The 25,286-nt window shown below is 73.5% G+C and carries 20 protein-coding genes; 15 read left to right on the top strand and 5 right to left on the bottom strand.

The window, feature by feature from the left end:
- The first annotated feature begins 14 nt into the window (after positions 1 to 14).
- The 11 genes from MTO99_RS06480 to mutM all read left to right on the top strand — a co-directional run bounded on the left by MTO99_RS06480 (position 15) and on the right by mutM (position 11,636).
- A complete protein-coding gene (locus tag MTO99_RS06480; protein WP_243557966.1) occupies positions 15 to 863 on the top strand; it encodes a tetratricopeptide repeat protein in 849 nt (282 codons plus the stop codon).
- Complete coding sequence (locus MTO99_RS06475; RefSeq protein ID WP_243557964.1) at positions 860 to 3,145, top strand: ATP-dependent DNA helicase RecG; 2,286 nt, start codon at positions 860 to 862, stop codon at positions 3,143 to 3,145. Before MTO99_RS06480 ends, MTO99_RS06475 begins: the two co-directional genes overlap by 4 nt.
- Before the next feature lie 50 nt (positions 3,146 to 3,195).
- Positions 3,196 to 3,687, top strand: a complete 492-nt coding sequence (coaD, locus tag MTO99_RS06470; RefSeq protein WP_243557961.1) for a pantetheine-phosphate adenylyltransferase — start codon at positions 3,196 to 3,198, stop codon at positions 3,685 to 3,687.
- Between the two features lie 53 nt (positions 3,688 to 3,740).
- Positions 3,741 to 4,715 carry an AAA family ATPase gene (locus MTO99_RS06465; protein ID WP_243558994.1) on the top strand — a complete coding sequence of 325 codons (975 nt, stop codon included), beginning with the start codon at positions 3,741 to 3,743 and terminating at the stop codon, positions 4,713 to 4,715.
- A 4-nt stretch (positions 4,716 to 4,719) separates the two neighbouring features.
- Complete coding sequence (locus MTO99_RS06460; RefSeq protein ID WP_243557959.1) at positions 4,720 to 6,054, top strand: DUF58 domain-containing protein; 1,335 nt, start codon at positions 4,720 to 4,722, stop codon at positions 6,052 to 6,054.
- Positions 6,044 to 8,380 carry a transglutaminase TgpA family protein gene (locus MTO99_RS06455; RefSeq protein WP_243557957.1) on the top strand — a complete coding sequence of 779 codons (2,337 nt, stop codon included), beginning with the start codon at positions 6,044 to 6,046 and terminating at the stop codon, positions 8,378 to 8,380. Before MTO99_RS06460 ends, MTO99_RS06455 begins: the two co-directional genes overlap by 11 nt.
- 131 nt (positions 8,381 to 8,511) lie before the next feature.
- Positions 8,512 to 9,012, top strand: coding sequence for a YceD family protein (locus tag MTO99_RS06450; protein ID WP_243558993.1), 501 nt, complete (start codon positions 8,512 to 8,514; stop codon positions 9,010 to 9,012).
- Between the two features lie 9 nt (positions 9,013 to 9,021).
- Entirely contained in the window at positions 9,022 to 9,225 is a 204-nt protein-coding gene (gene rpmF / locus MTO99_RS06445) for a 50S ribosomal protein L32 (RefSeq protein WP_149161723.1), read from the top strand.
- 25 nt (positions 9,226 to 9,250) lie between these two features.
- On the top strand, positions 9,251 to 9,964 hold the full coding sequence (rnc, locus tag MTO99_RS06440) for a ribonuclease III (protein ID WP_435520804.1): 714 nt from the start codon (positions 9,251 to 9,253) through the stop codon (positions 9,962 to 9,964).
- A 136-nt stretch (positions 9,965 to 10,100) separates the two neighbouring features.
- Positions 10,101 to 10,652 carry a hypothetical protein gene (locus tag MTO99_RS06435; RefSeq protein ID WP_243557954.1) on the top strand — a complete coding sequence of 184 codons (552 nt, stop codon included), beginning with the start codon at positions 10,101 to 10,103 and terminating at the stop codon, positions 10,650 to 10,652.
- Between the two features lie 54 nt (positions 10,653 to 10,706).
- The gene (gene mutM / locus MTO99_RS06430) at positions 10,707 to 11,636 is read left to right on the top strand and encodes a bifunctional DNA-formamidopyrimidine glycosylase/DNA-(apurinic or apyrimidinic site) lyase (protein WP_243557952.1); all 930 of its coding nucleotides are present in this window, start codon (positions 10,707 to 10,709) and stop codon (positions 11,634 to 11,636) included.
- Positions 11,637 to 11,659: 23 nt separating this feature from the next.
- Here the strand turns inward: mutM and MTO99_RS06425 are convergent, their stop codons facing one another.
- Entirely contained in the window at positions 11,660 to 12,751 is a 1,092-nt protein-coding gene (locus MTO99_RS06425) for a GNAT family N-acetyltransferase (RefSeq protein ID WP_243557950.1), read from the bottom strand.
- Between the two features lie 138 nt (positions 12,752 to 12,889).
- Here MTO99_RS06425 and smc point away from each other — a divergent pair, with 138 nt between their 5' ends.
- A complete protein-coding gene (gene smc / locus MTO99_RS06420) occupies positions 12,890 to 16,489 on the top strand; it encodes a chromosome segregation protein SMC (RefSeq protein WP_243557948.1) in 3,600 nt (1,199 codons plus the stop codon).
- 97 nt (positions 16,490 to 16,586) lie between these two features.
- Here smc and MTO99_RS06415 read toward each other — a convergent pair whose 3' ends face one another.
- The gene (locus MTO99_RS06415) at positions 16,587 to 17,921 is read right to left on the bottom strand and encodes an amidase domain-containing protein (protein ID WP_243557946.1); all 1,335 of its coding nucleotides are present in this window, start codon (positions 17,919 to 17,921) and stop codon (positions 16,587 to 16,589) included.
- Between the two features lie 162 nt (positions 17,922 to 18,083).
- On the bottom strand, positions 18,084 to 19,565 hold the full coding sequence (locus tag MTO99_RS06410) for a serine hydrolase domain-containing protein (protein ID WP_243557945.1): 1,482 nt from the start codon (positions 19,563 to 19,565) through the stop codon (positions 18,084 to 18,086).
- A gap of 116 nt (positions 19,566 to 19,681) precedes the next feature.
- Between MTO99_RS06410 and ftsY the strand changes: the two genes are divergently transcribed.
- The 3 genes from ftsY to ffh all read left to right on the top strand — a co-directional run bounded on the left by ftsY (position 19,682) and on the right by ffh (position 22,729).
- The gene (ftsY, locus tag MTO99_RS06405; RefSeq protein ID WP_243557943.1) at positions 19,682 to 20,557 is read left to right on the top strand and encodes a signal recognition particle-docking protein FtsY; all 876 of its coding nucleotides are present in this window, start codon (positions 19,682 to 19,684) and stop codon (positions 20,555 to 20,557) included.
- Between the two features lie 8 nt (positions 20,558 to 20,565).
- Positions 20,566 to 21,054, top strand: coding sequence for a DUF2004 domain-containing protein (locus MTO99_RS06400; RefSeq protein ID WP_243557941.1), 489 nt, complete (start codon positions 20,566 to 20,568; stop codon positions 21,052 to 21,054).
- Positions 21,055 to 21,142: 88 nt separating this feature from the next.
- Complete coding sequence (gene ffh, locus MTO99_RS06395) at positions 21,143 to 22,729, top strand: signal recognition particle protein (protein WP_243557939.1); 1,587 nt, start codon at positions 21,143 to 21,145, stop codon at positions 22,727 to 22,729.
- A gap of 13 nt (positions 22,730 to 22,742) precedes the next feature.
- Here the strand turns inward: ffh and MTO99_RS06390 are convergent, their stop codons facing one another.
- Together MTO99_RS06390 and MTO99_RS06385 are read right to left on the bottom strand one after the other, a co-directional pair.
- Positions 22,743 to 23,357, bottom strand: coding sequence for a DUF305 domain-containing protein (locus tag MTO99_RS06390; protein ID WP_243557937.1), 615 nt, complete (start codon positions 23,355 to 23,357; stop codon positions 22,743 to 22,745).
- Positions 23,354 to 25,285, bottom strand: coding sequence for an LVIVD repeat-containing protein (locus MTO99_RS06385; RefSeq protein WP_243557936.1), 1,932 nt, complete (start codon positions 25,283 to 25,285; stop codon positions 23,354 to 23,356). Before MTO99_RS06385 ends, MTO99_RS06390 begins: the two co-directional genes overlap by 4 nt.
- Between the last annotated feature and the right edge of the window lies 1 nt (position 25,286).

Below are 25,286 nucleotides of genomic sequence, written 5' to 3'. Positions count from 1 at the left end.
GACATGATGGAAGCGTGGATGACACGACCGAGCAGGTGCACACCGACCCGGCCCGTCACCGGGGAGACGTCCAACGCGCCATCGACCGACTCTGGGACTTCGACGATCCGATCGCGAGCGAGGCGCGGTTCCGCGCCGCCGCCGCAGACGAGGATTCCTCGCCGCATCTGCGCGCGGTGATGGCGACGCAGGTCGCGCGGGCGCTCGGCGTCCAGCGGCGCACCGCCGAGGCGCTCGACGCGCTCGACGCGATCGACACCGCCGCCGCCGGGGGCGACGCCGCCGAGACGGCCGAGCTCGACAGCCGCGTCGAACTCGAGCGCGGCCGGCTGCTGGCCGGCGCGGGCCGCGCCGACGAGGCCCTCACCGCGCTCACCCGTGCGGTGCGCGGAGCCGTGCAGGCCGGGTCGTCGTTCCTCGCGCTCGATGCGGTGCACATGCTCGCCCTGCACGATGCCGGGCACGAGCAGGAGTGGGCCGAGCAGGGGCTCGAGCTGCTCGCGGCCGAGCGCGACCCGCGCGTGCTGCGCTGGGGAGTGGCGCTGCACAACAACCTGGGCTGGACCCTGCACGACGGCGGCGACGCCGAGGCGGGCCTCGCCCAGTTCGAGCTCGCGGTGGCCGCAGCCGACCGCTTCGGCAGCCTCGAACAGCAGCAGGTCGCGCGCTGGTCGGTCGGGCGGGCGCTGCGCACGCTCGGGCGCACGGAGGAGGCGCTCGCGGTGCAGCGGGCGCTGGTGCAGGTCCGACCCGACGACCCGTGGGTCCGCGCCGAACTCGACGCGCTCGCGCAGCTCGACGACGCGGCCGTGCCCGCCGGGCCGTCCGGCGTGACGGAGGCCGGGCCTACCATCGAGGCATGACCGCCGAAGCCCCGACACCCGTCGGTGCGCTCACGCTCGACACGCGCCTCACGGGTGTGCTGGGGGGCCGCACCGCGCAGTCGATCGAGCGCGCGTTCGGGTACCGCACCGTCGGCGAGCTGCTCGCCCACTACCCGCGGCGGTACGCGATGCGCGGCGAGCTCACCGCCCTCGAGTCGCTGCCGCTCGACGAGAACGTCACCATCGTCGCCGAGGTGCTCGAGGTGAGCGAGCGGTCGATGCGTCAGCGCAAAGGGTCGATCGTCGAGGCGAAGATCTCCGACGGCACCGGCATCCTCACCCTCACGTTCTTCAACCAGAAGTGGCGCGCGAACGAGCTGCGGCCGGGCCGGCAGGGCGTGTTCGCCGGCAAGGTCGGCGCCTACAAGGGCGTGCGCCAGCTCGCGCACCCCGACTACGAACTCTTCGACGAGGTCGTCGACGCCGCGTCGGCCGAGGCGAAGCGGTGGGCCGAGGCGCCGATCCCCATCTATCCGGCCACCGCGACGATCGCCAGCTGGCAGCTGGCGAAGACCATCGCGCTCGTGTTCGAGGGGCTCGGCCCCGTCGACGACCCGATTCCCGCCGACGTGCGGGCGGCACGGTCGCTGCTCGCGCACGGCGACGCGCTCCGGCGCATCCACCGGCCCGAACGCGAGGCCGACTGGAAGGCGGCCAGACGCACCCTGCGCTTCACCGAGGCGTACGTGCTGCAGACCGCCCTGCTCCAGCGGCGGGCCGAACTGCGCACCCGCGAGACCACCGCGCGCCGGCCGGCCGAGCGCGGGTTCCTGGCGAGGTTCGACGCCGCCCTGCCGTTCCCGCTGACCGGCGATCAGTCCGACGTGGGCGACGAGATCGCGCACGACCTCGCCGAACCCGTGCCGATGAACCGGCTCGTGCAGGGCGAGGTCGGCTCCGGCAAAACGCTCGTCGCGTTGCGTGCGATGCTCGCGGTCGCCGACTCGGGCGGGCAGTCGGCGCTGCTGGCCCCGACCGAGGTGCTCGCCGCCCAGCATCTGCGATCGATCGCGAAGGTCCTCGGCCCCGAGCTCTCGGCCGAACTCGTCCCCACGCTGATCACCGGGCAGCTGCCCGCGGCCGAGCGCCGCCGAGCCCTGCTGCGCGCCGCCGCCGGGCAGTCGCGCATCGTCGTCGGCACCCACGCGCTGATCGGCGACGCGGTGTCGTTCGCCGACCTCGGACTCGTCGTCGTCGACGAGCAGCACCGGTTCGGGGTCGACCAGCGCGAGGCGCTGCGGCTGAAGGGCGGGCATCCGCCGCACGTGCTCGTGCTCACCGCCACCCCGATCCCGCGCACGGTCGCGATGACCGTGTTCGGCGACCTCGACGTGTCGACCATCCGAGAGCTGCCCGCGGGCCGAGCCGGCATCGAGAGCCACGTCGTGCCGCTCGCGCTGAAGCCGGGTTGGCGCTCGCGGGTGTGGGAGCGGCTGGCCGAAGAGGTCGAACTCGGGCGGCAGGGCTTCGTCGTCTGTCCGGCGATCGACGCCTCCGCCGGCGAGCCCGGCGAGACGCTGGAGCCGGGCGGGACGCTGGAGCCCGGCGGGGCGCTGGAGCCCGGCCGCGATGCGGCCGGTGCGGCGCTCGCGGGGACGCGTGCGGGTGCCGCGCCCGGAGAGGCGGATGCCCCGGCCGACGCCGGGCCCGAGGCATCCGTGTCGGCCGTCCTGGCCGAGCTGCGCGCCCACCCGCGCTTCGCCGACCTCCGGGTCGAACCCCTCCACGGCCGCATGGCGGCCGACGAGAAGGACGCGGTGATGCGCGCCTTCGCCGCCGGCGACATCGACGTGCTCGTGGCCACGACCGTCATCGAGGTGGGCGTCGACGTGCCGAACGCGAGCGCCATGGTGGTGCTCGACGCCGACCGGTTCGGCGTCTCGCAGCTGCACCAGCTGCGCGGGCGGGTGGGTCGCGGGTCGGTGCCGGGGCTGTGCCTGCTCGTCACGCGGGCCATGCCGGGGTCGGTCGCGCTGCAGCGCGTCGAGGCGGTCGCGGCGACCCTCGACGGCTTCGAGCTCGCGCGGGTCGATCTCGAACTGCGTCAGGAGGGCGACGTGCTCGGGTCGAGCCAGTCGGGCGGGCGCAGCTCGCTGAAGCTGCTGCGCGTGGTGCGCGACGGCGACCTGATCGCCGACGCCCGCGAGGCGGCCCGCGAGGTCGTCTCGGCCGACCCGACGCTTGCCGGGCACCCCGCGCTCGCGGCCGCCGTGCGGCGCCGGCTCGACGACGAGACCGGCGGATTCCTGAACAAGGGCTGAGAGTTCGAGGCACCCCTTCCGGCGGGGCGCTCGGGCATTACAGTTGACGCATGCAGCGGATCGCCGTCGTCCCGGGCTCGTTCGACCCAGTCACCCTGGGCCACCTCGACGTGATCGAACGTGCGGCCTCGCTCTACGACGAACTGCACGTCGTGGTGGTGCACAACCCCGACAAGAACGCCCTGCTGCCGATCGCCCAGCGGGTCGCGCTCATCGAGCAGGCGGTCTCCGACGCCGGCATCCCGGGGCGCATCGTCGTCGCATCCTGGAGCATGGGGCTGCTCGTCGACTACTGCAGCGACGTCGGCGCCTCGGTGCTGGTCAAAGGCATCCGGTCGCAGGTGGACGTGGCCTACGAGACGCCGATGGCGATCGTCAACCGGCACCTCGCCGGCGTCGAGACGGTGTTCCTCCTGCCCGACCCGGCGCACGCGCTGGTGTCGAGCTCGCTGGTGCGTCAGGTCGCGTCGCTCGGCGGCGACGTGACGCCGTACGTGCCCGGCGCGGTCGCCGAGTACCTGGCCGGGGCGAGACTGCCATGACCGACGCGGCGCCGTCAGCCGGGGGAGTCGTCGAGGCCGACGAACGGCCCGTCATGCCGATCGACGACGTCGGCGCGCACGCCGCGCGAATCGTGCAGAACGTCGAGGCCGTCATCAGCGGCAAGCGCGACGCGATCACGGCGGCGCTGACCGTCATGCTCGCCGAGGGGCACCTGCTCATCGAGGACGTGCCCGGCGTGGGCAAGACCATGCTCGCCAAGGCGCTCGCCCGATCGGTCGACTGCACGGTGAGCCGCATCCAGTTCACGCCCGACCTGCTGCCGAGCGACGTGACGGGCGTGTCGGTGTTCGATCAGGCCACCCGGCGGTTCGAGTTCAAGCCGGGCCCGGTGTTCGCGAACCTCGTCATCGGCGACGAGATCAACCGGGCCAGCCCGAAGACCCAGTCGGCGCTGCTCGAGTGCATGGAGGAGCGCCAGGTCACCGCCGACGGCACCACCTACCGGCTCGCGAATCCGTTCACGGTCGTCGCCACGCAGAACCCCGTCGAGATGGAGGGCACCTACCCGCTGCCCGAGGCGCAGCGCGACCGCTTCATGGCCCGCATCTCGATGGGGTATCCGTCGGCCGGCGACGAGCTGTCGATGCTCGCCACACGCGAGACGTCGAGCCCGCTCGACCACATCGGCGCGGTGGTCGGTCTCGAGGAGTTCGGCGACATGATCGTCGCCGTGCAGCACGTCTACACCTCGCCCGCCGTGAAGGAGTACGCGGTCGGGCTCGCGCGGGCCACCCGCGACGACCGGCAGTTGCGGCTCGGCGCGAGCCCGCGCGCCACGCTGCAGCTCGTGCGCGCCGCGAAGGCGCACGCCGCGATGCACGGCCGCGACTTCGTGCTGCCCGACGACATCGACGCGCTCGCGGTGCCCGTGCTCGGGCACCGGCTGATCCCCACCAGCCGCGCGGTGGGCGGCCACGACCACGACTCCGGTCCGCTCACCGACGCGATCGTCCGGCGTGTCGTCGCGGACACCCCGGTGCCGGTGGGCAGTACCCGGAAGGACTGAACGGATGCCTCGCCCGAGAGCCGGCCGCGCCGCGTCGCTGCCCCGGCTGACGGGGCGCGGTGCCGCGCTGGTCGGCGTGGGAGCGGTGCTGCTCGGCATCGCGCTCTGGTTCGACCTGCGCGATGTGCTGCTGCTCGCGTTCGCCGCGATCGCGGTTCCGGTGGTCGCGCTCGGGTTCGTCGGCGTGCGGATGCCGCAGCTCGCGGTTCGCCGGGCGTTCGCGCCGCACGTGGCATCGGCCGGGTCGACCGTGGAGGTGCGGGTCGAGGTGCGCAATCGGGGATCCCGCACCCTAGACGGCGCCATGTGGACCGACACGGCGCCGCCGGGGATGCGCACTCCCGACGAGGCCGTGCTTCCGGCACTCGGCGCGCACGAGCGGATCGCCCCGCGCGGCGACGATCGGGCGCGACTGTCGTACCGTCTGCCGACGCCGTGGCGCGGCGTGTTCGCGATCGGACCGCTGCGCGTGACGACGACCGACCCGTTCGGCCTCGCCCGGGCGATGCGGCCGATCGGCGGATCGCACGAGCTGGTCGTGACGCCGAGGGTGACCCGGCTCGACCCGGTGATCGGCACCGGCGCATCGCTCGACGGCGTGCTGCACGGGCTGCAGCGGCGCACGCACCCGAACTCCGACGAGTTCATCGCCCGCGAGTATCGCTACGGCGACCCGTTGCGCCGGGTGAACTGGCCCGCGACGGCACGCCGCGGCGAGCTCATGGTGCGCGACGAGGAGCAGCGCGGCGATCCCGAGGCCCGGCTCCTGGTGGATGCCGGGCCGGGCGGCGTGGCCCGGACGGGCATCGGCGATCGGCACGTGGGGTTCGAGCTCGCGGTCGAGATCGTCGCCTCGATCGGGGTGCACCTGCTCGGGCAGGGGTTCCGGTTGCGGCTCGACCGGGTCGCCGACCCGACGCGCGGGGCGGTCGACGCGAGCGCCTCGACCGGGTACCGGATGCCCGGCGGCGACCGGGTGCTGCTCGAAGACCTCGCACGGCTCGCCGCCGAGGACCGGCCGCACGCGCGTGCCGTGGGCGGCGGGGGCGAGGTCGCGCCGGCCGGAACACCCGTCGAGGGGCGGATGCCGGGGTACGCGGTGCTCGTGGATCCCGACGCGTCCGACGTCGCACAGCTGGTCGCACTGCGACCCGGGTTCGCTCCGGCGGTCGCGTTCGCGCTGGAGTCGGTGCGCCCCTCGATGGTGCGGCTCCTCGAAGACGCCGACTGGCAGATCGTCCGCGTGCGCCGATCGGGCGACATCGCCGAGGCATGGGCGGCCGGCGGTGGCGCGCGCAGCCGGATCCGCACGGACGGGGGCGGCGCCGATGCATCCTGACCCCGGCCGTCTGCCGATCGCGCAACGCGCCGCGCTCGCGGGCGGCACCCTCCTGCTCATGGCGGCGGCGATCACCTCGCTCGGCCCGCTCATCTCGGGGAGCGGCTGGTGGTGGCTGTGCGCGTTCATCGCGGCCGGGGTGCTCGCCGCCGGACTCGGGGCCCGCGCGATCGGCGCCCCGGCGGGACTCGTGCCGGTGGCGCAGGCGGCCGTCCTGCTCATGCAGCTCACGCTCGTGTTCGGCGGTTCGTCGGGGTTCCTGCTCCTGGTGCCGACCTTCGAGACCTTCGGCCAGTTCGGCGGGCTGCTCGAGGGTGCAGGCCGCACCATCCAGCAGCAGGCGCCGCCGGCGATCGCCGTGCCCGCGCTGCTGTTCGCCCTCGCGGTCGGCACCGGTGCGCTCAGCATCGTCGCCGACCTCGCGGTGCAGGCGGGCCGGATGCCGGCGCTCGCGGCGGTGCCCGCGCTCGTGCCGGTGATGATCCCGGGCTTCATCGTCGCGGACGGGGCGCAGCCGCAGAACCTGCTCGCGACCGCGGCGGCGTTCCTGGTGCTGTTGCGGATCGACGTCCGCGTCCGACGGCGGTCTCGTCTCGCCGTCGGCATCGAGCAGGACGGCCCCGTGATCGAGGGGCCGCAACGGGTGCCCATCGCATCCAGCCTCGCGGCGACCGTCGGCGTCGCCGTCGTGGGGCTCGTCGCCGCCTCGGTGCTGGCTGCGGCGACGCCGAGCATCTCGCAGAGCGAGCTGTTCGGCAAGTCGGGCGCGGGGTCGCTGTTCTCGCGCGGGGTGAGCCCGTTCATCGATCTCGGACGGGACCTGCGCCGGCCGGCGCCGGTGCCCGCGTTCCACTACACGTCGCCCGACGCCGATCGGCCCTACTTCCGGCTGCTGACCATCGACCGGTTCCGCGGCGAGGTGTGGGGGGCGTCGCTCGAGGGGGTCGACAGCGAGAACACCGTCGACCTGCTGCCGCACCCCGTCGGCCTCGGCGACGAGATAGAGACCGCCGAACGCACGATCGACGTGACCGTCGACGCGCTGAGCACGAACTGGCTGCCCGCCCCGTACCCGACCGCTCGGGTCGAGAACCTGCGCGGCTCGTGGTACTGGGAGCGCTCCTCGCTGGCGATCCGCAGCGTCGACACCGGAACGGAGGGCCAGAACTACCGCGTCACCCGGCTCGACGTCGACCCCACCGCCGACCAGCTGCGCGAGGCCGCCGGCCCCATCCCGGAGCTCATCGAGACGCGCAACCTGGGCCTCGCCGACGACCGGCCGCAGGTGATCCGGGACACGGCGGCCGCGGTGACCGCGGGGGCGGCGACGAAGTACGACGCCGCGGTCGCCATCCAGGACTGGTTGCGCGGCGAGGAGTTCTCGTACTCGACCGAGGCGCCCGTCGAGCAGGGCTACGACGGCGGCGGTTACGACGTGGTGGCGAGCTTCCTCGAGGCGAAGTCGGGCTACTGCGTGCACTTCGCCGCGACGATGGCGGTGCTCGCGCGCGAGATCGGCATCCCCTCGCGGATCTCGGTCGGGTACACCGCCGGATCCTCGACCGACCAGCGCATCGACGGGCGCACCGTCGTCCGGGTCGACAGCCACGACCTGCACGCCTGGCCCGAACTGTACTTCGCGGGCGTGGGCTGGGTCGCCTTCGAACCCACCCCGGGTCGCGGCGTGGTGCCGAGCTACACCCGACCCGACACCGCGAGCACCGGCGCCGTGCCGAACGTCGCGCCGGGGACGACGGGCGCGGTGACGGGCCGGCCCGACCTCGACCCCGACCGCGGGCTCGCAGCACCGGGCACGACCCAGGCATCGGATCCGGCCGATCTCACGGTCAGGATCGCCGGCGGGGCGGTGCTGGTCGTCGCGCTGCTGTTCGTCCCCGCGGCCGCACGGACGCTGCAGCGCGCGGGTCGGCGTCGTCGCATCCGTCGTGGCCGGTCGCCCGCGATCGCCGCCTGGGAGGAGGTGCTCGCGACCAGCCGGGATCTCGGCGCCGGCTTCGCGCCCGCGCTCACCCCCAGGGCGTTCGCCGCCGCGCTCGCCGGACGACCGGCGTTCGCGGAGGACGCGGGCGGGGCGCTCTCGGTGCTGCGCGACGCGGTCGAGCGCGAGCGGTACGGACCCGAGATCACCCCGGCGGCCGTGCCGCATCCGGCCGATCAGCTCCTCGACGCGCTCGGCGAGGTGCGACACGCGCTCGCCGCCGATGCGCGACCGGTCGACCGCGTGCGCGCCGCCCTGCTGCCCGCCTCGCTGCTCGGCGCCTGGTCGGCTCGGATCACGATCGGCCGACCCACCTCGGGCGCCTGAGCCCGCCGGCGCACGGCCGCGGGCGGGCCCGCCCGCACGAGCTGCGGTCGCGCGTAGAATCGACGCTCGTGAGCAGCCAGCAAGGACCCTACGCCCTCAACGTGCGCGATCTGATCGGGCGCCCCGGCGAGATGCGCGAGAGCCGGTTCACGGTGCCGGCAGCCGAACAGCTCGGCGAAGGGCTCGTGTCGGTGCGCGCGGGCGCCGAGGTCGATCTCGACGTCCGGCTCGAATCGGTGCACGAGGGCATTCTCGTGTCGGCCGAGGTCGACGCCGTCGCCGAAGGCGAGTGCGGTCGATGCCTGATCGACATCGCGCTGCCCGTCGAAGTCGAGTTCCAGGAGCTTTTCGCGTACAATTCTGGGGAAGCTTTCGAGTATGAGGTTCAAGACGACCACGTGGATCTTGAATCGCTCATTCGCGATGCGGTAGTGCTGGCACTGCCGTTCCAGCCGGTGTGCCGGCCGGATTGCCCCGGACTCGATCCAGAGACCGGGCTTCGTCTGGCCGATCATCCGGAACTCGTCACCCCTGAGCAGCGCGACCCGAGATGGGCCGCGCTCACGGGGTTCCAGGCTTCCGGAGACGACGGCTCGGATGTCGCATCCGACACCGACCCGCAGAGAGATTGAGAGAGAGTCATGGCTGTTCCCAAGCGGAAGATGTCACGGTCGAACACGCGCGCACGCCGCTCGCAGTGGAAGGCCGAGGTCCCCACGCTGGTGAAGACCGTCGAGAACGGCAAGGTCACGTACAGCCTTCCGCACCGCGCGAAGGTCGTCGAGGACTCGGCGGGCACCCCGCTCTTCCTCGAGTACAAGGGCCGCAAGGTCGCCGACGTCTGATCGACGCGACATCGCACGACCGGTCGTGACCACGACGGAGCGCTCCGAGGCCGAGGGTTCGACGCTGGACGATCTGCAGCAGACGCTGCAGGTCCGGCTCGATCCCGACCTCCTGCTCCTCGCGCTCACGCACCGGTCGTTCGCGTATGAGCACGGCGGCATCCCGACGAACGAGCGCCTCGAGTTCCTGGGCGACTCGATCCTCGGTCAGGCCGTCACCGTGCGGCTGTACCGCGACCACCCCGACCTCGACGAGGGCGAACTGGCCAAGCGTCGCGCGAGCCTGGTGTCGAGCGTCGCGCTCGCCGAGATCGCCAGGTCGATCGGGCTCGGCCGCTACATCCGGCTCGGCCGCGGCGAAACCCTCACGGGCGGGGCCGACAAGCCGTCGATCCTCGCCGACACCGTCGAGGCGATCATCGGGGCGACGTACCTCGATCGCGGCGGCGACGAGGCGACCGCGCTCGTCCTGCGGCTCATCGGCCCGCTGATGCGCGACGCGTCCCGATTCGGCGCGGCCATGGACCCGAAGACCAGCCTGCAGGAGATCGCGGCGCGCAAGGGCGCCCCGGCACCGGTCTACATCGTCACCGAGAGCGGTCCCGACCACAGCAAGCACTTCGTGGCGACGGTGACCGTCGGCGACCTCGTCACCGCCACCGGCGACGGCACGAGCAAGAAGCAGGCCGAGATGGCCGCTGCACTCGAGGCCTGGACCCTGCTCGACGGGAGCCGCTGACCGCGCGGCAGCGCTCCTGCGCCGGTGGAGCCCTGCGCCTGTGGATCCCTCCTGCGCCGGTGGAGCCCTGCGCCTGTGGAGAGGGCCGGTCGCCGGCCTCGGCCTGCCCTAGACTCGGGCGCCGAAGGAGGCGTGCATGCTCACCCTGGAGTTCCCCCGAGACCTGTTGTTCACCGGCGCGATCTTCGGGCTGGCGGCGTTCATCTGGGCCGGCTGGGCGCAGGAGCGTCCACCGAAGCACTGGCTCTGGCGGGTCGTGCTCGCCGCCATCGGGCTCGGCGGCGTCGCCCTCGTGGCGATCACCGTCCCGGCCGTGGTGCGGAACTGGTCGGAACCGTCGGCGCTCGTGGTCGGGGGTCCGGCCTTCATCGCCTACGTCATCGTGTTCTGGGTCGAGGTGGTCGCGATGGTCGTCCTCGCGATCCTGGCGAGCCGTCGTGGGCGCTCCGACCTGCACGCGCCCCTGATCCTCGCGGTGGTCGGCATCCACTTCATCCCGCTCGCGTGGGTGTTCGCACAGCCGATCCTGGCGGTGACCGGCGTCGCCCTCACGATCGTGGCGATCGTCGCGACCCGGCTGTCGACCACGGTCGCCGCCCGCAGCTTCTGGTGCGGCCTCGTCGGTGGAGCGATCCTTCTGCTCGTCGGCACGGTGTGCGTCGTGACCGGCTTCGGTGCGCTCGGCTGATCGTCGGCGGCTCCGCCTACGCTGGAGGCGCAATGGATGAGGAGCCGAGCCCGCATGCCTGAACTGCCCGAGGTCGAGGTCGTGCGCGCGGGCCTCGCACCCGCGGTGACCGGGGCGCAGATCGTTGGCGTGACCGTGCACGACGAGCGCGCGCTGACACGCCACACCGGCGGCGCCGCCGAGTTCGAGGCGGCGTTGACCGGGCGCTCCGTGCGGGCCGCCGTGCGGCGCGGCAAATTCCTCTGGCTGCCGCTGGAGCCGACGGCAGCGGGCGCCGCACCCGCTCGGGAGGCGCTCATCGGACACCTCGGGATGAGCGGGCAGCTGCTGCTGCGCGCGCCGGGCGCCGCGCCCGAACGGCACGAACGCGTGCGGATCGACCTGCACCACCCCGTGCACGGCGAACTGTGCGTCGTCTTCGCGGACCAGCGCACCTTCGGTTCCCTGGCGGTCGACCGGCTCGTCCCGACGTCGGACGATGCGCCCGGCGGGTACGGCTGGGGCGAAGCATCCGTGCCCGCCCAGGTCGCGCACATCGCGCGCGACCCGCTGGATCCCGCCTTCTCCGACCGCGCGTTCCGGGCCGCGCTGGGCCGCAAGGACACCGCGATCAAGCGCGTGCTGCTCGACCAGACCACGGTGAGCGGCGTGGGCAACATCTACGCGGACGAGGCGCTGTGGGCGGCCCGCATCCACCCCGGCACCCCGGCCCGCGCGCTGTCGGCACGCGCCGCCGGCCGGCTGCTCGCCGAGGTGCGCGCGGTGCTCGAGAAGGCGCTCGCCGAGGGCGGCACGAGCTTCGACGAGCAGTACGTCAACGTCAACGGCGAGGCCGGATACTTCGCGCACTCGCTGAACGTCTACGGCCGCCAGGGGCGCGCGTGCCCGCGATGCGGCACCCCGATCGTGCGCGAAGCGTTCATGAACCGGTCGAGCCACCGCTGCCCGCGCTGTCAGCGCGTGCGCGCCGGAGTGCGGCGCTGACGGGAGGCCGGGGGCTCAAGGGCTCAGGGCCGCTGCCACTGCGATTCGAGGGCGAACGGCGTGAAGCCCAGCGCATCGTTGATGGCGAGCATGTGGGCGTTCTCGTCGGCGTTCCAGGTGTAGACGCGATCGCGCGCGGGGTCGGTGCCGGCGAGCAGCACGAGGTTGGCGAGCTTCAGGCGCAGGCCGAGACGGTGCCCGCGGTGCACGGCGAGCACGATCGTGTCCCACTGCTCCACGGCGCGCGACTCGGGGAGGAGGGAGAGCTGGGTGAATCCGGCGACCTCCCCGTCGGGGGCGACGGCCGCCGCGACCAGCGACGTGCGCCCCGACGCGAGCGAGCGCTGCTCGTCGTGGCGGACCCGGGCGGCGTCCCACGGTTCGAACTCGTACGCGATCGCGCCGCTCGGCGCGTCGACCGACATGCGCTCGTGCGCGACGGCGAGCGAATCGACGAGGTCGTCGGGTGCGCGATCGATCCACGTCTCGATGCGGTAGCCGGCTGCGCTCGGCGACGCGGATGCCTCGAGCTCGGCGAGCCGGCGACGGAAGCCGTCGGCGCGCCCGTCGAGATCGAGCGCGCTCACCCGGTCGAGCTGCCCGAGCGCGTACCCGTGCGCGAGCGCGAACCGGACGACCCCGAGCCCGGCCGGCAGGCTCGCCCCTCCCTGCGGCGCGTGCAGCCGCTCGCCGCCGCCGTCGTCGTGCGCCAGCAGATGGTCGGCTGAGAGCACCGTGGTCGGATGCTCCGCGGCCGCCGCCACCCGCTCGGCCTCGGCCAGCAGTCGCGAGCCGATGCCCTCGCGACGCCGCTCGGGTTCGACGCCGAGCATCGACACGAACGCGGTGGTCGCGTCGGTATCGAGCTCCCACACGACCTCGGCCAGACCGACGAGCGCGCCGGCGTCGAACGCGCCCAGCGCGATGTGCGCGCGATCCTCCCGGTCGGTGAGCGAGACGAGCAGCTCGGCCGGGCGGCGTGCGAGGTCGGCCGTGCCGAGCGTCTCGACGTCGAGCCGCCGGACCAGCGCCGCGTACGCCTCGAGCTCGGCCCACGAGGCATCCGGGGCCGCGTCGCGAGCGGGCAGCGCGATCGGGCGGATCTCGACCGTCATGCGTCCCTCCCCAGCTCGCAGCCTCGCAGCTTATCGGCGTCCGATCCGGGCGGCAACGGCGGGGGAGCGCAGCTCCGGGGCATCCGCTCGGGTACGCTCTTCCGAGGCATCCGCACCATCCAGCCGACCCGGGGGGCCATGTACCTGAAGAGCCTGACGCTGAAGGGCTTCAAGTCCTTCGCGCAGCCGACCACCTTCGCGTTCGAGCCGGGGGTGACCTGCATCGTCGGTCCGAACGGGTCGGGCAAGTCGAACGTGGTCGACGCGCTCGCGTGGGTGATGGGCGAGCAGGGGGCGAAGAGCCTGCGCGGCGGCAAGATGGAGGACGTCATCTTCGCCGGCACCTCGACCCGCGGCCCGCTCGGCCGCGCCGAGGTCGCGCTCACCATCGACAACACCGACGGCGCCCTGCCGATCGAGTACAGCGAGGTCACCATCTCGCGCACGCTGTTCCGCAGCGGGCAGAGCGAGTACGCGATCAACGGCGAGCAGTGCCGGCTGCTCGACGTGCAGGAGCTGCTCAGCGACTCAGGCCTCGGGCGCGAGATGCACGTCATCGTCGGGCAGGGCCAGCTCGACCAGGTGCTGCACGCCAGCCCCTTCGAGCGGCGCGGGTTCATCGAAGAGGCCGCCGGCATCCTGAAGCACCGCCGCCGCAAAGAGAAGACGCTGCGCAAGCTCGACGCGATGCAGGCGAACCTCACGCGCCTGTCCGATCTCGCGGGCGAGCTGCGCCGCCAGCTGAAGCCGCTCGGCCGTCAGGCCGAGGTCGCGCGGGAGGCGGCCGGCATCCAGGCCGAGGTACGCGACGCGAAGGCGCGGCTGCTCGCCGACGAGGTCGTCACGCTGAAACGGGCGCTCGACGAGCACGGCCGCAGCGAGCAGGAGCGGCACTCCGAGCGGCTCGTGCTGCAGGAGCAGCTCGAACAGCATCAGCTCATCGTGCAGCGGCTCGAGCAGGCCACGCTCGGCGACGGCGTCGACGAGGCGCGCCAGTCGGCGCACGCGCTCGAGTCGGTGCAGGACCGCCTGCGTTCGCTGGCGGCGCTCGCCGGCCAGCGGATCGCGCTGCTCGAGTCCGCTTCGGAACAACCGGATGCCGCACCCACCGTGACCCGTGCCGCCATCGATGCCGCCGTCACCGAGCTCGACGGCATCCGCACCGCGGTCGACGACGCCGCCGAGGCGCTCGACGCGGCGAACCGGCGCACCGCGACGGCCCGCGAGGAGCTCGACCGGGTCGACGTCGAGATCGCCGCGCAGGCCGAGCGGGTGCGCGCCCACGACCTGAAGCTCACCGAGCTGGCCGGGCGCGCCGACGCGGCCGCATCGAAGCTCGCGGCGGTGCGCGGCGAGGTGCTGCGCCACCGCAACGCGCTCGAGGCCTCGGCGGAGCGGCGCGCCGCGGCCGCCGCGGAGTTCGCCGCCGCCGAGGCCGAGCAGTCCGATGCCGATGCGGCCGACACCGACCTCGACGAAGCGTACGAACTCGCCCAGGCCGCGGTCTTCGAGGCCGAGGCCGAGATCGAGCGGATCCGCGAGACCCTGCACGGCGACGAGCGCGAGCGCGAGGCCCTCGCCGCACGCGTCGCCGCGCTGTCGCTCGCCCTGGACCAGCGCGACGGGTCGGCGGCCCTCGTGGCCGCCGGGGTCGACGGCGTTCGCGGACTGCTCGCCGAGCACCTGGCGGTCGAGCCGGGCTACGAGGCGGCGGTCGCGGCCGCGCTCGGGGCGCTCGCCGACGCCGTGCTCGTCGCCGACGCCGGCGCCGCCCTCGCCGCGCTCGACCGGGCCGAACGCGACGACCTCGGGCGGGTGTCCCTCGCCGTCGCCGACCCGGACGGTGCGGCGCCCGCCGTCCTGCGGGTCGACGGGCTCGTGCCGGCCGCCGAGGTGGTCACCGCGCCCGCCGGCGTGCTCGCGCTGCTCGCCGAGGTGCTCGTCGCCGACGACCTCGCCGCCGTGCGCGCCGCCGCGCCGGCACTGGCCGCACTCGACCGGCCCGCCACCGTGATCACCCGCGACGGCACCGTGATCGGCCGCTACGCCGTGCACGGCGGCACCGGCCGCACCCAGAGCCGCATCGAGCTCATCGCCGAACGCGACCGCTCGCGCACGCGGCTCGACGAGGTGAACGCGTCGATCGAGCAGCAGCGCACGGAACTCGCCGCCCAGCGCGAACGCGTCACCGGCGCGAAGGATGCCTCGAAGCAGGCCCTGACCGCACTGCGCGAGTTCGACGCCCAACTCGCCCAGCGCACCGAACGCATCAACCGTGCCAGGGTCAGGCTCGAAGCCGCCGAGGCCGACGCGGCTCGACTCGCCGAAGCGTCCGCGAACGCCGAAGCGCGCGTCGCCGAGGCCGAACGCGTCGACGGCGACGCGAAGGCCGCGCTCGCCGCCGCCCGAGACGAACCGCGACCGGTGCTCGACACCGCCCCGCGCGACGGTGCGGCCGCGACCCTCGAACGAGCCCGCGAAGACGAGGTCGAAGCGCGCCTGCGCGTCGAAGCCGCCCGCCAGCGGGTCAGCACCGAGCAGGATCGGGTCGCCGCGATGGAACGGCGCTACGCCGCCGAGCAGCAGGCCGCCGCCGAGGCGGCCCGGCGCGCCGTCGTGCGGCGCGCCCAACTCGACGCGGCCCAGCGCGTCGCCGCGCTGCTGCCGCCCGTGCTCGCGTCTGTCGACCGGTCGGTCGCCGAGGCCCGCGTCGCACTCGGTCGCGCCGAGGCCGAGCGAGCGGGCCGCAACGAAGAGCTCGTGCAGCACCGACGCGACGAAGCCGCGGTGCGCGAGCGCCTGCACGCCGTCACCGAGGACGTGCACGGCCTCGAACTGCGCATCTACGAGAAGAAGCTGCACGTCGCCTCGCTCCTCGAGCGCGCCGAAAGCGAGCTCGGACTGACCGAGTCGGTGCTCGTCGCCGAGTACGGCCCCGACGTGCCGGTGCCGGTCGATGCCCCGCGCGAGGCCGGGGCCCGCACGACCGCCGACGCGGGCGGCGATGACCCCGCCGGGGTCGTCGACGCAGCCGGCTCCGACGACGTCGCGCCCGTGGCATCCGAGCCGTTCGACCGCGACCGGCAGCAGCGCCGCCTCGCCCAGGCGGAGCGCAAGCTCGCCCAGCTCGGCCGGGTGAACCCGCTCGCTCTCGAGGAGTTCGCGGCGCTCGAGCAGCGGCACCGGTTCCTCACCGAGCAGCTCACCGACCTGCAGCACACCCGCCGCGACCTCCTCACGATCATCGAGGAGATCGACGGGCGCATGGAGTCGATCTTCCGCTCGGCGTTCGAGGACACCCGCGATGCGTTCGCCGAGGTGTTCCCGGTGCTGTTCCCGGGCGGGGTCGGCAGCATCTCGCTGACCGACCCCGACGACCTGCTCACCACCGGCATCGAGGTGAGCGTGAAGCCCGCCGGCAAGAAGATCGAGCGGCTCTCGCTGCTGTCGGGCGGCGAGCGGTCGCTCGCGGCGGTCGCCCTGCTGCTGGCGATCTTCAAGGCACGGCCGAGCCCGTTCTACATCATGGACGAGGTCGAGGCCGCGCTCGACGACGCCAACCTCGGGCGGCTGCTCACCACCTTCGAAGACCTGCGCGAGGCGAGCCAGCTCATCGTCATCACGCACCAGAAGCGCACCATGGAGATCGCCGACGCGCTTTACGGCGTCTCGATGCGGCAGGACGGCGTGTCCGCGGTCGTCGGGCAGCGGGTGCGCGAGGAGCGGGCTTCGGCGTAGCCGAGGCGGTGCCGAGCGAGCGGGCCGGTGGCCGGGCCGAGCGAGCGGGCCGACGGCGGGCCCGGGTCGGACGCCTGATCCGGTCGGCCGTGTCCGCTCAGGGAATGGAGAAGATCCAGGCGCTCGAGTTCGAGTGCTGCTCGTACAGCGTGTACCGGAGTTCGCGGTACTCGCCGTCGAGGTTGTGGCTCACGAAGGAGACGATCGGCCCGTCGGGGCCCGGCTCGACCTTCGAGACGGTCATGGCATGGTCGAACCCCGGCCCGGTCTCGCCCCAGTCGAACACCCCGACGTCGCCCACCTTCACCAGGTCGAGCTGATCCAGCCCGAGCCGCGGGATGCCGAGCGAGGTGAGGTAGGCGTTCAGCGCGGTGGTCGAGATCCACGCCCGTGACGCGGCGCCCGGGCCGTTCGAGTACCAGGTCGAGTCCATCGACCAGCCCCGGGCGAGCAGCCCCTGGCTGACGAAGTTCACGCAGTCGCCGCCCGACGAGTTGTAGTCGCCCCACTCGGCGGTGTTGTAGTCGAAGACGTGCCGGAACAGGTAGGCCATCTGGGCGCCCACCCCGCTCCCCGCGCCGGTGCGGCCCGCGCGCGCCGCCGCTTCGGCGTCGGCTCGGGCATCCGCCTCGGCGCTCGCCCGGGCCGCCTCCGCTGCCGCCGCTTCCGCCGCGGCGCGGGCCCGCGCCTCCTCGGAGGCGGCGACCACCGCCGCGACCGCGTCGCGGTACGCCGCGACCGCGGTCGCGAGGCGACTCGCCCGATGACCGGCGAGACCGTCGAGGAGCCGGCTGAGGTGCGCCTTCGCCGCGTCGTCGGCGTCGCCGCGTTCGGCCAGGATGGCCGTACCGCGGTCGGCGGCTGCGACGGCGAAGCGCGCGACCGCGGTGCGAAGGCGATCGGCGGATGCCGCGACCGCCCGGCCTCGCTCGACCAGCGTGGTGACCCGCCCCGAGGTCGGGGCGATCGCGTCGGCGAATTCGGCGGCATCGGCGCGCAGCGCCGCGGTGGCGAGCTCGGCGGGGTCCGCCTCGACGGCGTCGAACACCGCGGGCGCGTCGACGTTGTCGCCGACGAGGAGTCGGGCAGCGGCGTCGCGCGCGCCGACGAGTCGGGACTCGGCCTCGCCGGGCACGAGGCCAAGGTCGGCTGCACCCACGACGAGGATCGCGTCGACGTCCGCGACGAGCGCGGCGAGCACGCGCGCCTCGTCGGCGAGGGTCTGCTCGGCGTCGTCGTGGCGGTCGCGCAGGTCGGCGATCCGGGCGGCGGCCGCGTGCCAGTCCGCGCTCGCGGCCGCGTGCTGGGAGGTCGCGATCAGCCCGGTGACCAGGGTTCCGGCGACGAGGGCGAGGGCAGCCGCGAGTGCGCCGCCCCGTCCCCGGCGGTTCCAGCGGTCGACTCGCGCCGCCGCGGTCGCCTTCAGCCCCACGCGGCGAGCCTACCCCGCCGCTCGGGCGAGCTGCGGGTCGCCGGGCACCGCCGGCCGAACCGTCACGACCGCCGCCGGCCGAACCGTCACGACATCCGCCGGCCGAACCGTCACCACCGCCGGGCTGTCGCCGGGCAGACGCGGGTCGGCCGGCCCCGGCCGTCAGGCGGCGTCGGGGACCGCCCGGCCGACGGCGTCGACGAGGCGAGTCGGACCGAACGCGACGTTCTGGTCGACCGTCACCGCCGCCCGCGCGCCGTCGGGGTCGAACGCGATCGTGTGGGTCCACGAGAACGGCGTCGAGACCGAGACGATGCGCACCGCGAGCGTCGTCTCGTCGACCCAGGCTGCGCTGGTCGCGACGAGCGCGGAACCCTCGCCGAGCGGCAACTCGCCCGGATGCCACGCGCCGAACCCGGTCGTGACGTGCACGGGCCCGCCGTCGCGACCCAGCCCCCACACGAGGCGCCCGACGGCGTCGCGGCTCACCGTGAACGACGACAGCCCGAGCGGGTTCGCGTCGACGGCGTAGGGCCGGCCGTCGATGCGGGGTTCGATCGGGGAGCTCGGCGACCCGGCGACGGTCGGGACGGCGAGGGTCGCGAGGTCGAGCGGCGCGAGGTCCTGCGGGACGGCGTGCTCCGACGCATCCGTGCCGATCGCGCCGCTCGCGGCGACCTCGCCGCCCGCGAACTCGGGGAACGCCGCCCAGATCGCGTCGAGCACGGGCTGCATGTCGCCGAGGCCTCCGGTGATCGCGAACACGAGGCGCGGCTCGGGCCAGACGATCGCGAACTGCCCGAAGGCGCCGTCGGCGCGGTACGCGCCGAACCGGCAGCGCCAGAACTGGAAGCCGTAGCCCTGCTCCCAATCGGGGTTGGCGCTCGGGGCGTTCGGCACCTCGGCCGCGGTCGCGGCGACGACCCACTCGGGCGGAAGGAGCTGCCGGTCGCCCCACCGCCCGCGCTGGAGCAGGAGCTGGCCGAAGGCGGCGAGCTGCTCGGTGGTGAGCGAGAGGCCGAAGCCGCCGACGACGATGCCGTCGGGGTCTTCCTCCCACGTCGGTCGGTCGATGCCGAGCGGCTCGAACAGCCGCGGCATCAGGTAGTCGACGAGGTGCTCGCCGGTGACGCGGTGCAGGATCGCCGCGAGCAGGTACGTCGCGCCGGTGTTGTACTCGAACCGGCTGCCCGGTTCGTGCACGACCGGCAGCGCCAGCATCTGCCGCGCCCAGCCGGCGCCCGGCCCGGCGGGCTGCTCGTCGACCGCGCGCATCGCATCGCCGTCGTGCCCGCTCGTCATGGTGAGCAGGTGCCCGACGCGAAGCTCGGCCAGGTGCTCGTCGGGGTCGGCCGGCGCATCGTCGGGCAGCAGGTCGACGACGCGGTCGTCGAGCGAGAGCAGGCCTTCGTCGATCGCGAGGCCCACGGCCGCGGACGTGAAGCTCTTCGAGACGGAGAAGAGCAGGTGGGGTTCGTCGGCGGCGTAGGGATGCCACCAGCCCTCGGCGACGACCGCACCGTCGCGCAGCACCATGGCGCTGTGCACGTCGCGGATGCCGTCGAGGGATCGGAAGAGCCGGTCGAGGGCGGCGGGGTCGAGCCCGGCCTCTGCTGGGGTGACTCTCGGGAACAGCTGCGTCATCGTCGAGCGCATCCTCTCGTCAGGGGTCGGCGGTTCGGTCGCCGGCACGCCCTCGCCATTGTGCCGAAGGCGACCGACACGCAACACCCCGCGAGCGGACTCCGTAGGCTGGAGTCATGGCAGAACGCGCTTCGTGGTCGCTCGGCAACGCCCTCCGCGGCATCTTCGGTGCGAAGACCATCGACGACGACACGTGGGACGACCTCGAGGCCGCGCTGATCACCGCCGACTTCGGCCCGGCGGTCACCGAGGAGATCGTCGAGCGCATCAGGGCCGACGTCGACCGCTACAAGACCACCGACCCCCGCGACGTGCAGCGGATGCTCCGCGAGATCGTCGAGGAGCGGCTGGCGAAGTACGATCCGACGCTGAAACTCACCGAGCGGCCCGCGGTCGTGCTGGTCGTGGGCGTGAACGGCGTCGGCAAGACCACCACGATCGGCAAGTTCGCGCGGTTCCTGCGCACCTACGACCGGTCGGTCGTGGTCGGTGCGGCCGACACCTTCCGCGCGGCGGCGGTCGACCAGCTCGCGACCTGGGCCGAGCGCGCGGGCGCGTCGATCGTGCGCCCCGAGCGCGAGGGGCAGGACCCGGCCTCGGTCGCGTTCCAGACGGTCGAGAAGGCCAAGCAGGACGGCACCGAGATCGTCATCATCGACACCGCCGGGCGCCTGCACACCAAGGGCGGGCTCATGGACGAGCTCGGCAAGATCAAGCGCGTCGTCGAGAAGCAGGCGCCGATCAGCGAGGTGCTGCTCGTCCTGGACGCGACGACCGGCCAGAACGGCCTCGCCCAGGCCGAGGCGTTCATCGAGCACGGCGGCGTCACGGGGCTCGTGCTCACCAAGCTCGACGGCAGCGCGAAGGGCGGGTTCGTGCTCGCGGTGCAGGAGAAGACGGGCCTGCCGATCAAGCTCATCGGCCAGGGCGAGGGCATCAACGACCTCACGGGCTTCACACCGCACGTGTTCGCGCAGAAACTGGTCGGGTAGGGGGCATCATGGCGACCGAGCACGATTACTTCGGCATCGTCGGCGACTACTGGTCGGAGGACGTCGAGTACGCCGACCAGCGGGTCGAGGTGGTGCTCGACGCCGACGACGAGCAGGTCTCGACGGCCGCGCTCGACGCGGCCGCGACCCTGGTCGGCGAGCTCGAGCTCGTCGACGACGAACTGCGCAACGCGTTCGTCACCCAGCTCGACTCGTCGAGTTCGCCGGTGGTGCGGTTCCTCGACACGCTGCTCGATCCCGAGCTGGAGCAGGCCGAGGACGTCGAGGCCGCGATCGGCCGTGATTCGGGCGATCATCAGGTCGACGCGCTGCGCTCGATGAGCCTCGTGCGGGTCGACCTGCGCCCCGAGGCCGACGAACAGGGCGAGCCGTTCGCCGAGTTCGAGTACGGGCTCGCGCCCGAGGACACCGACGAGCGGCTCGTGGTGTCGATCGACGTGGGTCGCGAGATCGTCGACGTGCGCTTCGAGGGCTGAGCGCGCGGCGGCCGCCGAGCGACCGCCACCCGGGATGGGCGCCCCGCGAAGCGGGGGAGCATCCGCCCTCGCCTAGAATCGAGGGATCATGGCTACGTTCGGCACGCTCTCAGACCGCCTCGCAGAGACCTTCAAGCACCTCCGCACCAAGGGCAAGCTCTCGGCGTCCGACGTCGACGGCACCGTGCGCGAGATCCGCCGGGCGCTGCTCGACGCCGACGTGGCGTTGCCCGTCGTGAAGGACTTCACCGCGAAGGTGCGCGAGCGGGCGCTGGGCGACGAGGTGAACCAGGCGCTGAACCCGGCGCAGCAGGTCGTGCAGATCGTCAACGAGGAGCTCGTCGCCATCCTCGGCGGCCAGCAGCGCCGCCTCCAGTTCGCGAAGAACCCGCCGACCGTCATCATGCTCGCCGGTCTCCAGGGCGCCGGCAAGACGACGCTCGCCGGCAAGCTCGCCAAGCACCTCGTCAAGGAGGGGCACACGCCGCTGCTCGTCGCGAGCGACCTGCAGCGCCCGAACGCCGTGAACCAGCTGCAGGTCGTGGGTTCGCAGGCGGGCGTGCCCGTCTATGCGCCCGAGCCCGGCAACGGCGTCGGCGACCCGGTGAGGGTCGCGAAGGACGGCGTCGCGCAGGCCGAGCGCTCCCAGCACGATGTGGTCATCATCGACACCGCCGGCCGGCTCGGCGTCGACGCCGAGCTCATGAAGCAGGCGTCGAACATCCGCAAGGCGACGAACCCCGACGAGGTGCTGTTCGTCATCGACGCGATGATCGGTCAGGACGCGGTGGCCACCGCGAAGGCGTTCCAAGACGGGGTCGACTTCACGGGCGTCGTGCTCTCCAAGCTCGACGGCGACGCACGCGGCGGTGCGGCGCTCAGCGTGGCATCCGTCACCGGCCGCCCGATCATCTTCGCGTCCACCGGCGAAGGGCTCGACGACTTCGAGCCGTTCCACCCCGACCGCATGGCGAGCCGCATCCTCGACCTCGGCGACATCCTCAGCCTCATCGAGCAGGCCCAGCAGGCCTTCGATGAAGAGGAAGCGGCCAAGATGGCCGAGAAGCTCGCGAGCGAGCAGTTCACGCTCGACGACTTCCTGAAGCAGATGCAGCAGCTGCGGGGCGCGGGCAACATCAAGAAGATGCTGGGGATGCTCCCGGGCGCCGGCGGCCTGCGCCAGCAGCTCGACCAGTTCGACGAGCGCGAGATCGTGCGCACCGAGGCGATCATCCAGTCGATGACGCCCGCCGAGCGCAAGAACACGAAGCTGCTGAACGGCTCGCGGCGCCTGCGCATCGCGAAGGGTTCGGGCGTCACCGTCACCGACGTGAACCAGCTCGTGCAGCGGTTCGAGCAGGCGGCGAAGATGATGAAGACCGTCGCCCGCGGCGGCGTGCCGCAGATCCCCGGCATGGGGCCGATTCCGGGCGCCGGCGGGTACGGCGGCGGCAAGCGGCAGGCCGCCAAGGCCAAGAAGAAGTCGGGCGGCTCGCGGTCGGGCAACCCGGCCAAGCGGGCAGCCGAGAACGCGGCGATCGCCTCCGGTGCGCCGGTGCCGGGCCAGGCGACGCCGTCGGGTGCCGGGTTCGGCCTGGGCGGCGGCGGTGCCGCCCCGAAGGGCACGCCGAGCGAGGAGGAGCTCGCCGCGCTGCAGAAGTTCCTCGGGCGGTAGGGGGTTCACGGGGTCAGCCCGCGAACTCGCGCAGCCGGTCGATCTCGAGCGCCTGGGCGGTCGCGATCTGCCGGGCGAGGCGGGCGACCGCCGGGTCGCCGGAGGCGGCGAGACGTTCCTCGGCCATCTCGATCGCGCCCTCGTGGTGCCGGACCATTGCGTCGACGAACAGCCGGTCGAACGCGTCGCCGTCGAGCGTCTCGGCCCGGTCGAGGGTCGCGGCGCTGAGCGCACCCGGCATCGGCTCGGCGTCGTGGCCGCCCGCGGCCGCCTGCGCATCGATGCCGCGGCGCTCGAGCCACGCGCGCAGCGTGGCGGCCTCGGCGCGCTGGGTCACCGCGATCGTGGCGGCCAGCTCGGCCAGCGCCGGGTCGCCTGCGCGCCCCTCGGCCAGCTCGGCGAGCGCCACCGCCTGGTCGTGATGCTCGGCCATCATCGCCACGAACGCGGCGTCGTCGGGCGATGCGGTCGCTTCGGGCGGTGCGGATGCTCCGGGCGAGACGGATGGCGCCGGCGAGACGGATGGCGCCGGCGAGTCGCATCCCGTGAGGCCGGCCACGAGCACGGCGGCGAGGGTGAGGGCGAGGGCCCCGCCCCGCCCGGTCCGCACGAGGCGGCCCCGAGTCATCCGTCGTCCGCCTCGGCCGCCGCCGGCGCATCCCGGTTCGCTCGCCCGCGCCGCACGACCGCCCGGCGACGCAGCACGACCATCGCGCCGACGAGCACGACGACCGCGCCCGCGATCGCCCACGCCCACCACGGCACGCCGCCGCCGGTTGCGGCGACGGGGGCCGGCGACGGGGGCGGCGTCGGCGCCGCCACGACGAGGGTGCCGAGCGCCAGCGTCGGCGCCGACCGGTCGCCCCGGACGACGAGGTCGTAGGCGCCCGCGGCGAGCGGGCCGGGCACGTCGACGATCGTCTCGGGCAGTGATCCGTCGGCGGCGGCCGTCACGGTCGCGAGCGAGCGGGCCTCGGGCATCCACCAGACGTCGGCGGTCTCGCCGGGTTCGAGGCTGCCGGGCGGCAGCGACACCCGGATCGCGGGCGTCGCGCCCGCCGGCACCGTCGCCGGATCGATCGAGAGGGGGGTGAGTGCGGCGCGCTCCGCGGCATCCGTCGGCAGTACCGGGGCGTCGCGCCAGACCCAGGCGTACTCGGGCTGCGTCTGCGGGTTGAGGCCCCGCGGGTCGTAGCGTGCGGCGTCGGCGAACAGCGGATCGGTGAGCCGAAGCACCTCGAGCCCGTCGTACATGTCGCTCGCGTAGAGGTAGCCGTCGTAGAAGTACGCCGCCCAGATGCCCGCCGTGTAGTCCATCGAGTATCCGTAGGTCGGCTTGTCGAACCAGGTCAGCTCGACGGGCGCGGCCGGGTCGGTGAAGTCGATCACCGAGACGCCGCCCTCGAGCCACGCCTGCGCGACGATGAACCGGTCGGGAACGGGGATGAGTCCGCCCGAGTGCGCGACGCATTTCTCGAGGTCGCTCTGCTCGCGGGGGATCTTGAAGTACGACACGTGCGCGAGTCGACCCCCGGCCAACGACCAGGTCGCGTCGGCGCCGCGGTCGCCGCCGAACGCGGGGGAGCAGGTGTTGATGAACCCGTCGCCCAGTTCGTCCTGGAACACCACCGCCGACGCGTCGTTCGCGAAGATGCCCGAGTGCCAGAACGCGACGTTCGCGTCGCGCACCTGCTGCAGCACGGTCGGGTGCAGCGGGTCGGCGATCGACAGCAGCAACCCGTCGCCGCGGCAGGCGGCCAGCGCGAGCGCCTTCGCCGGGTACACGCTGATCTCGTGGCATCCGGTCGTCGAGCGGGTCTCGGCGCCGCCCGGCACCCGGTCGCCGGGGCCGAACGCGGGAATGTCGGCGAACAGGTCGAGCTCGCCGACGACGGCCGCCTGCTCGGGCGCGTCGAGCGGCACGCCGACGATCTGCAGCGGGTTGCGGCCGGTGCAGTTCAGGGATGCTCCGCGGCTGTACGCGTTGACGTAGACGAGCACCCGGCTCGGGTCGGCGGGGTCGGGCACGACGGTGTGGGTGTGCGAGCCGCAGCGGGTGCGCACCGCGGCCGCGTACCTCGGTGCGGCCGGGTCGCTCACGTCGAAGACGCGGATCCCCTCCCAGTTCTCGACGGTCTCGGGCACCCGCACCGCATCGCATGCCTCGCTCGACATGGTCTCGTCGATCGACACGATCACGAGATGCCCGACCGCGCTCACATCGCCCTGACCGCCAGCGCAGTGCGTGACGCTGCGCAGTTGCGGGTCGGCGGGATTCGAGATGTCCCACATCGAGAAGCCGTCGAAATTGCCCTGCACGAGGAAATCGCCCGTGAACGCGAGGTCGGAGTTGATGAAGTCCGCGTCATCCCCCTGCCGGAACGGGTTGTCGCGGTGCGCGACCCACTCCAGCCCCGGGCCGATCGACGGGGTGCGGTCGTCGGCGGATGCCGCGGCCGCGACGGCGTGAGGCCCGGCCGGCAGCGGGGCGACGAGCAGGGCGGCGGCGGCGAGGGCCGCGGCGAACGCGCGGATGCTCCGGGCGCGCCGCCGCACG

The sequence above is a fragment of the Agromyces larvae genome (assembly GCF_022811705.1).
Taxonomy (GTDB): Bacteria; Actinomycetota; Actinomycetes; order Actinomycetales; family Microbacteriaceae; genus Agromyces; species Agromyces larvae.
This window is presented reverse-complemented; position numbering and strand designations above follow the sequence as displayed.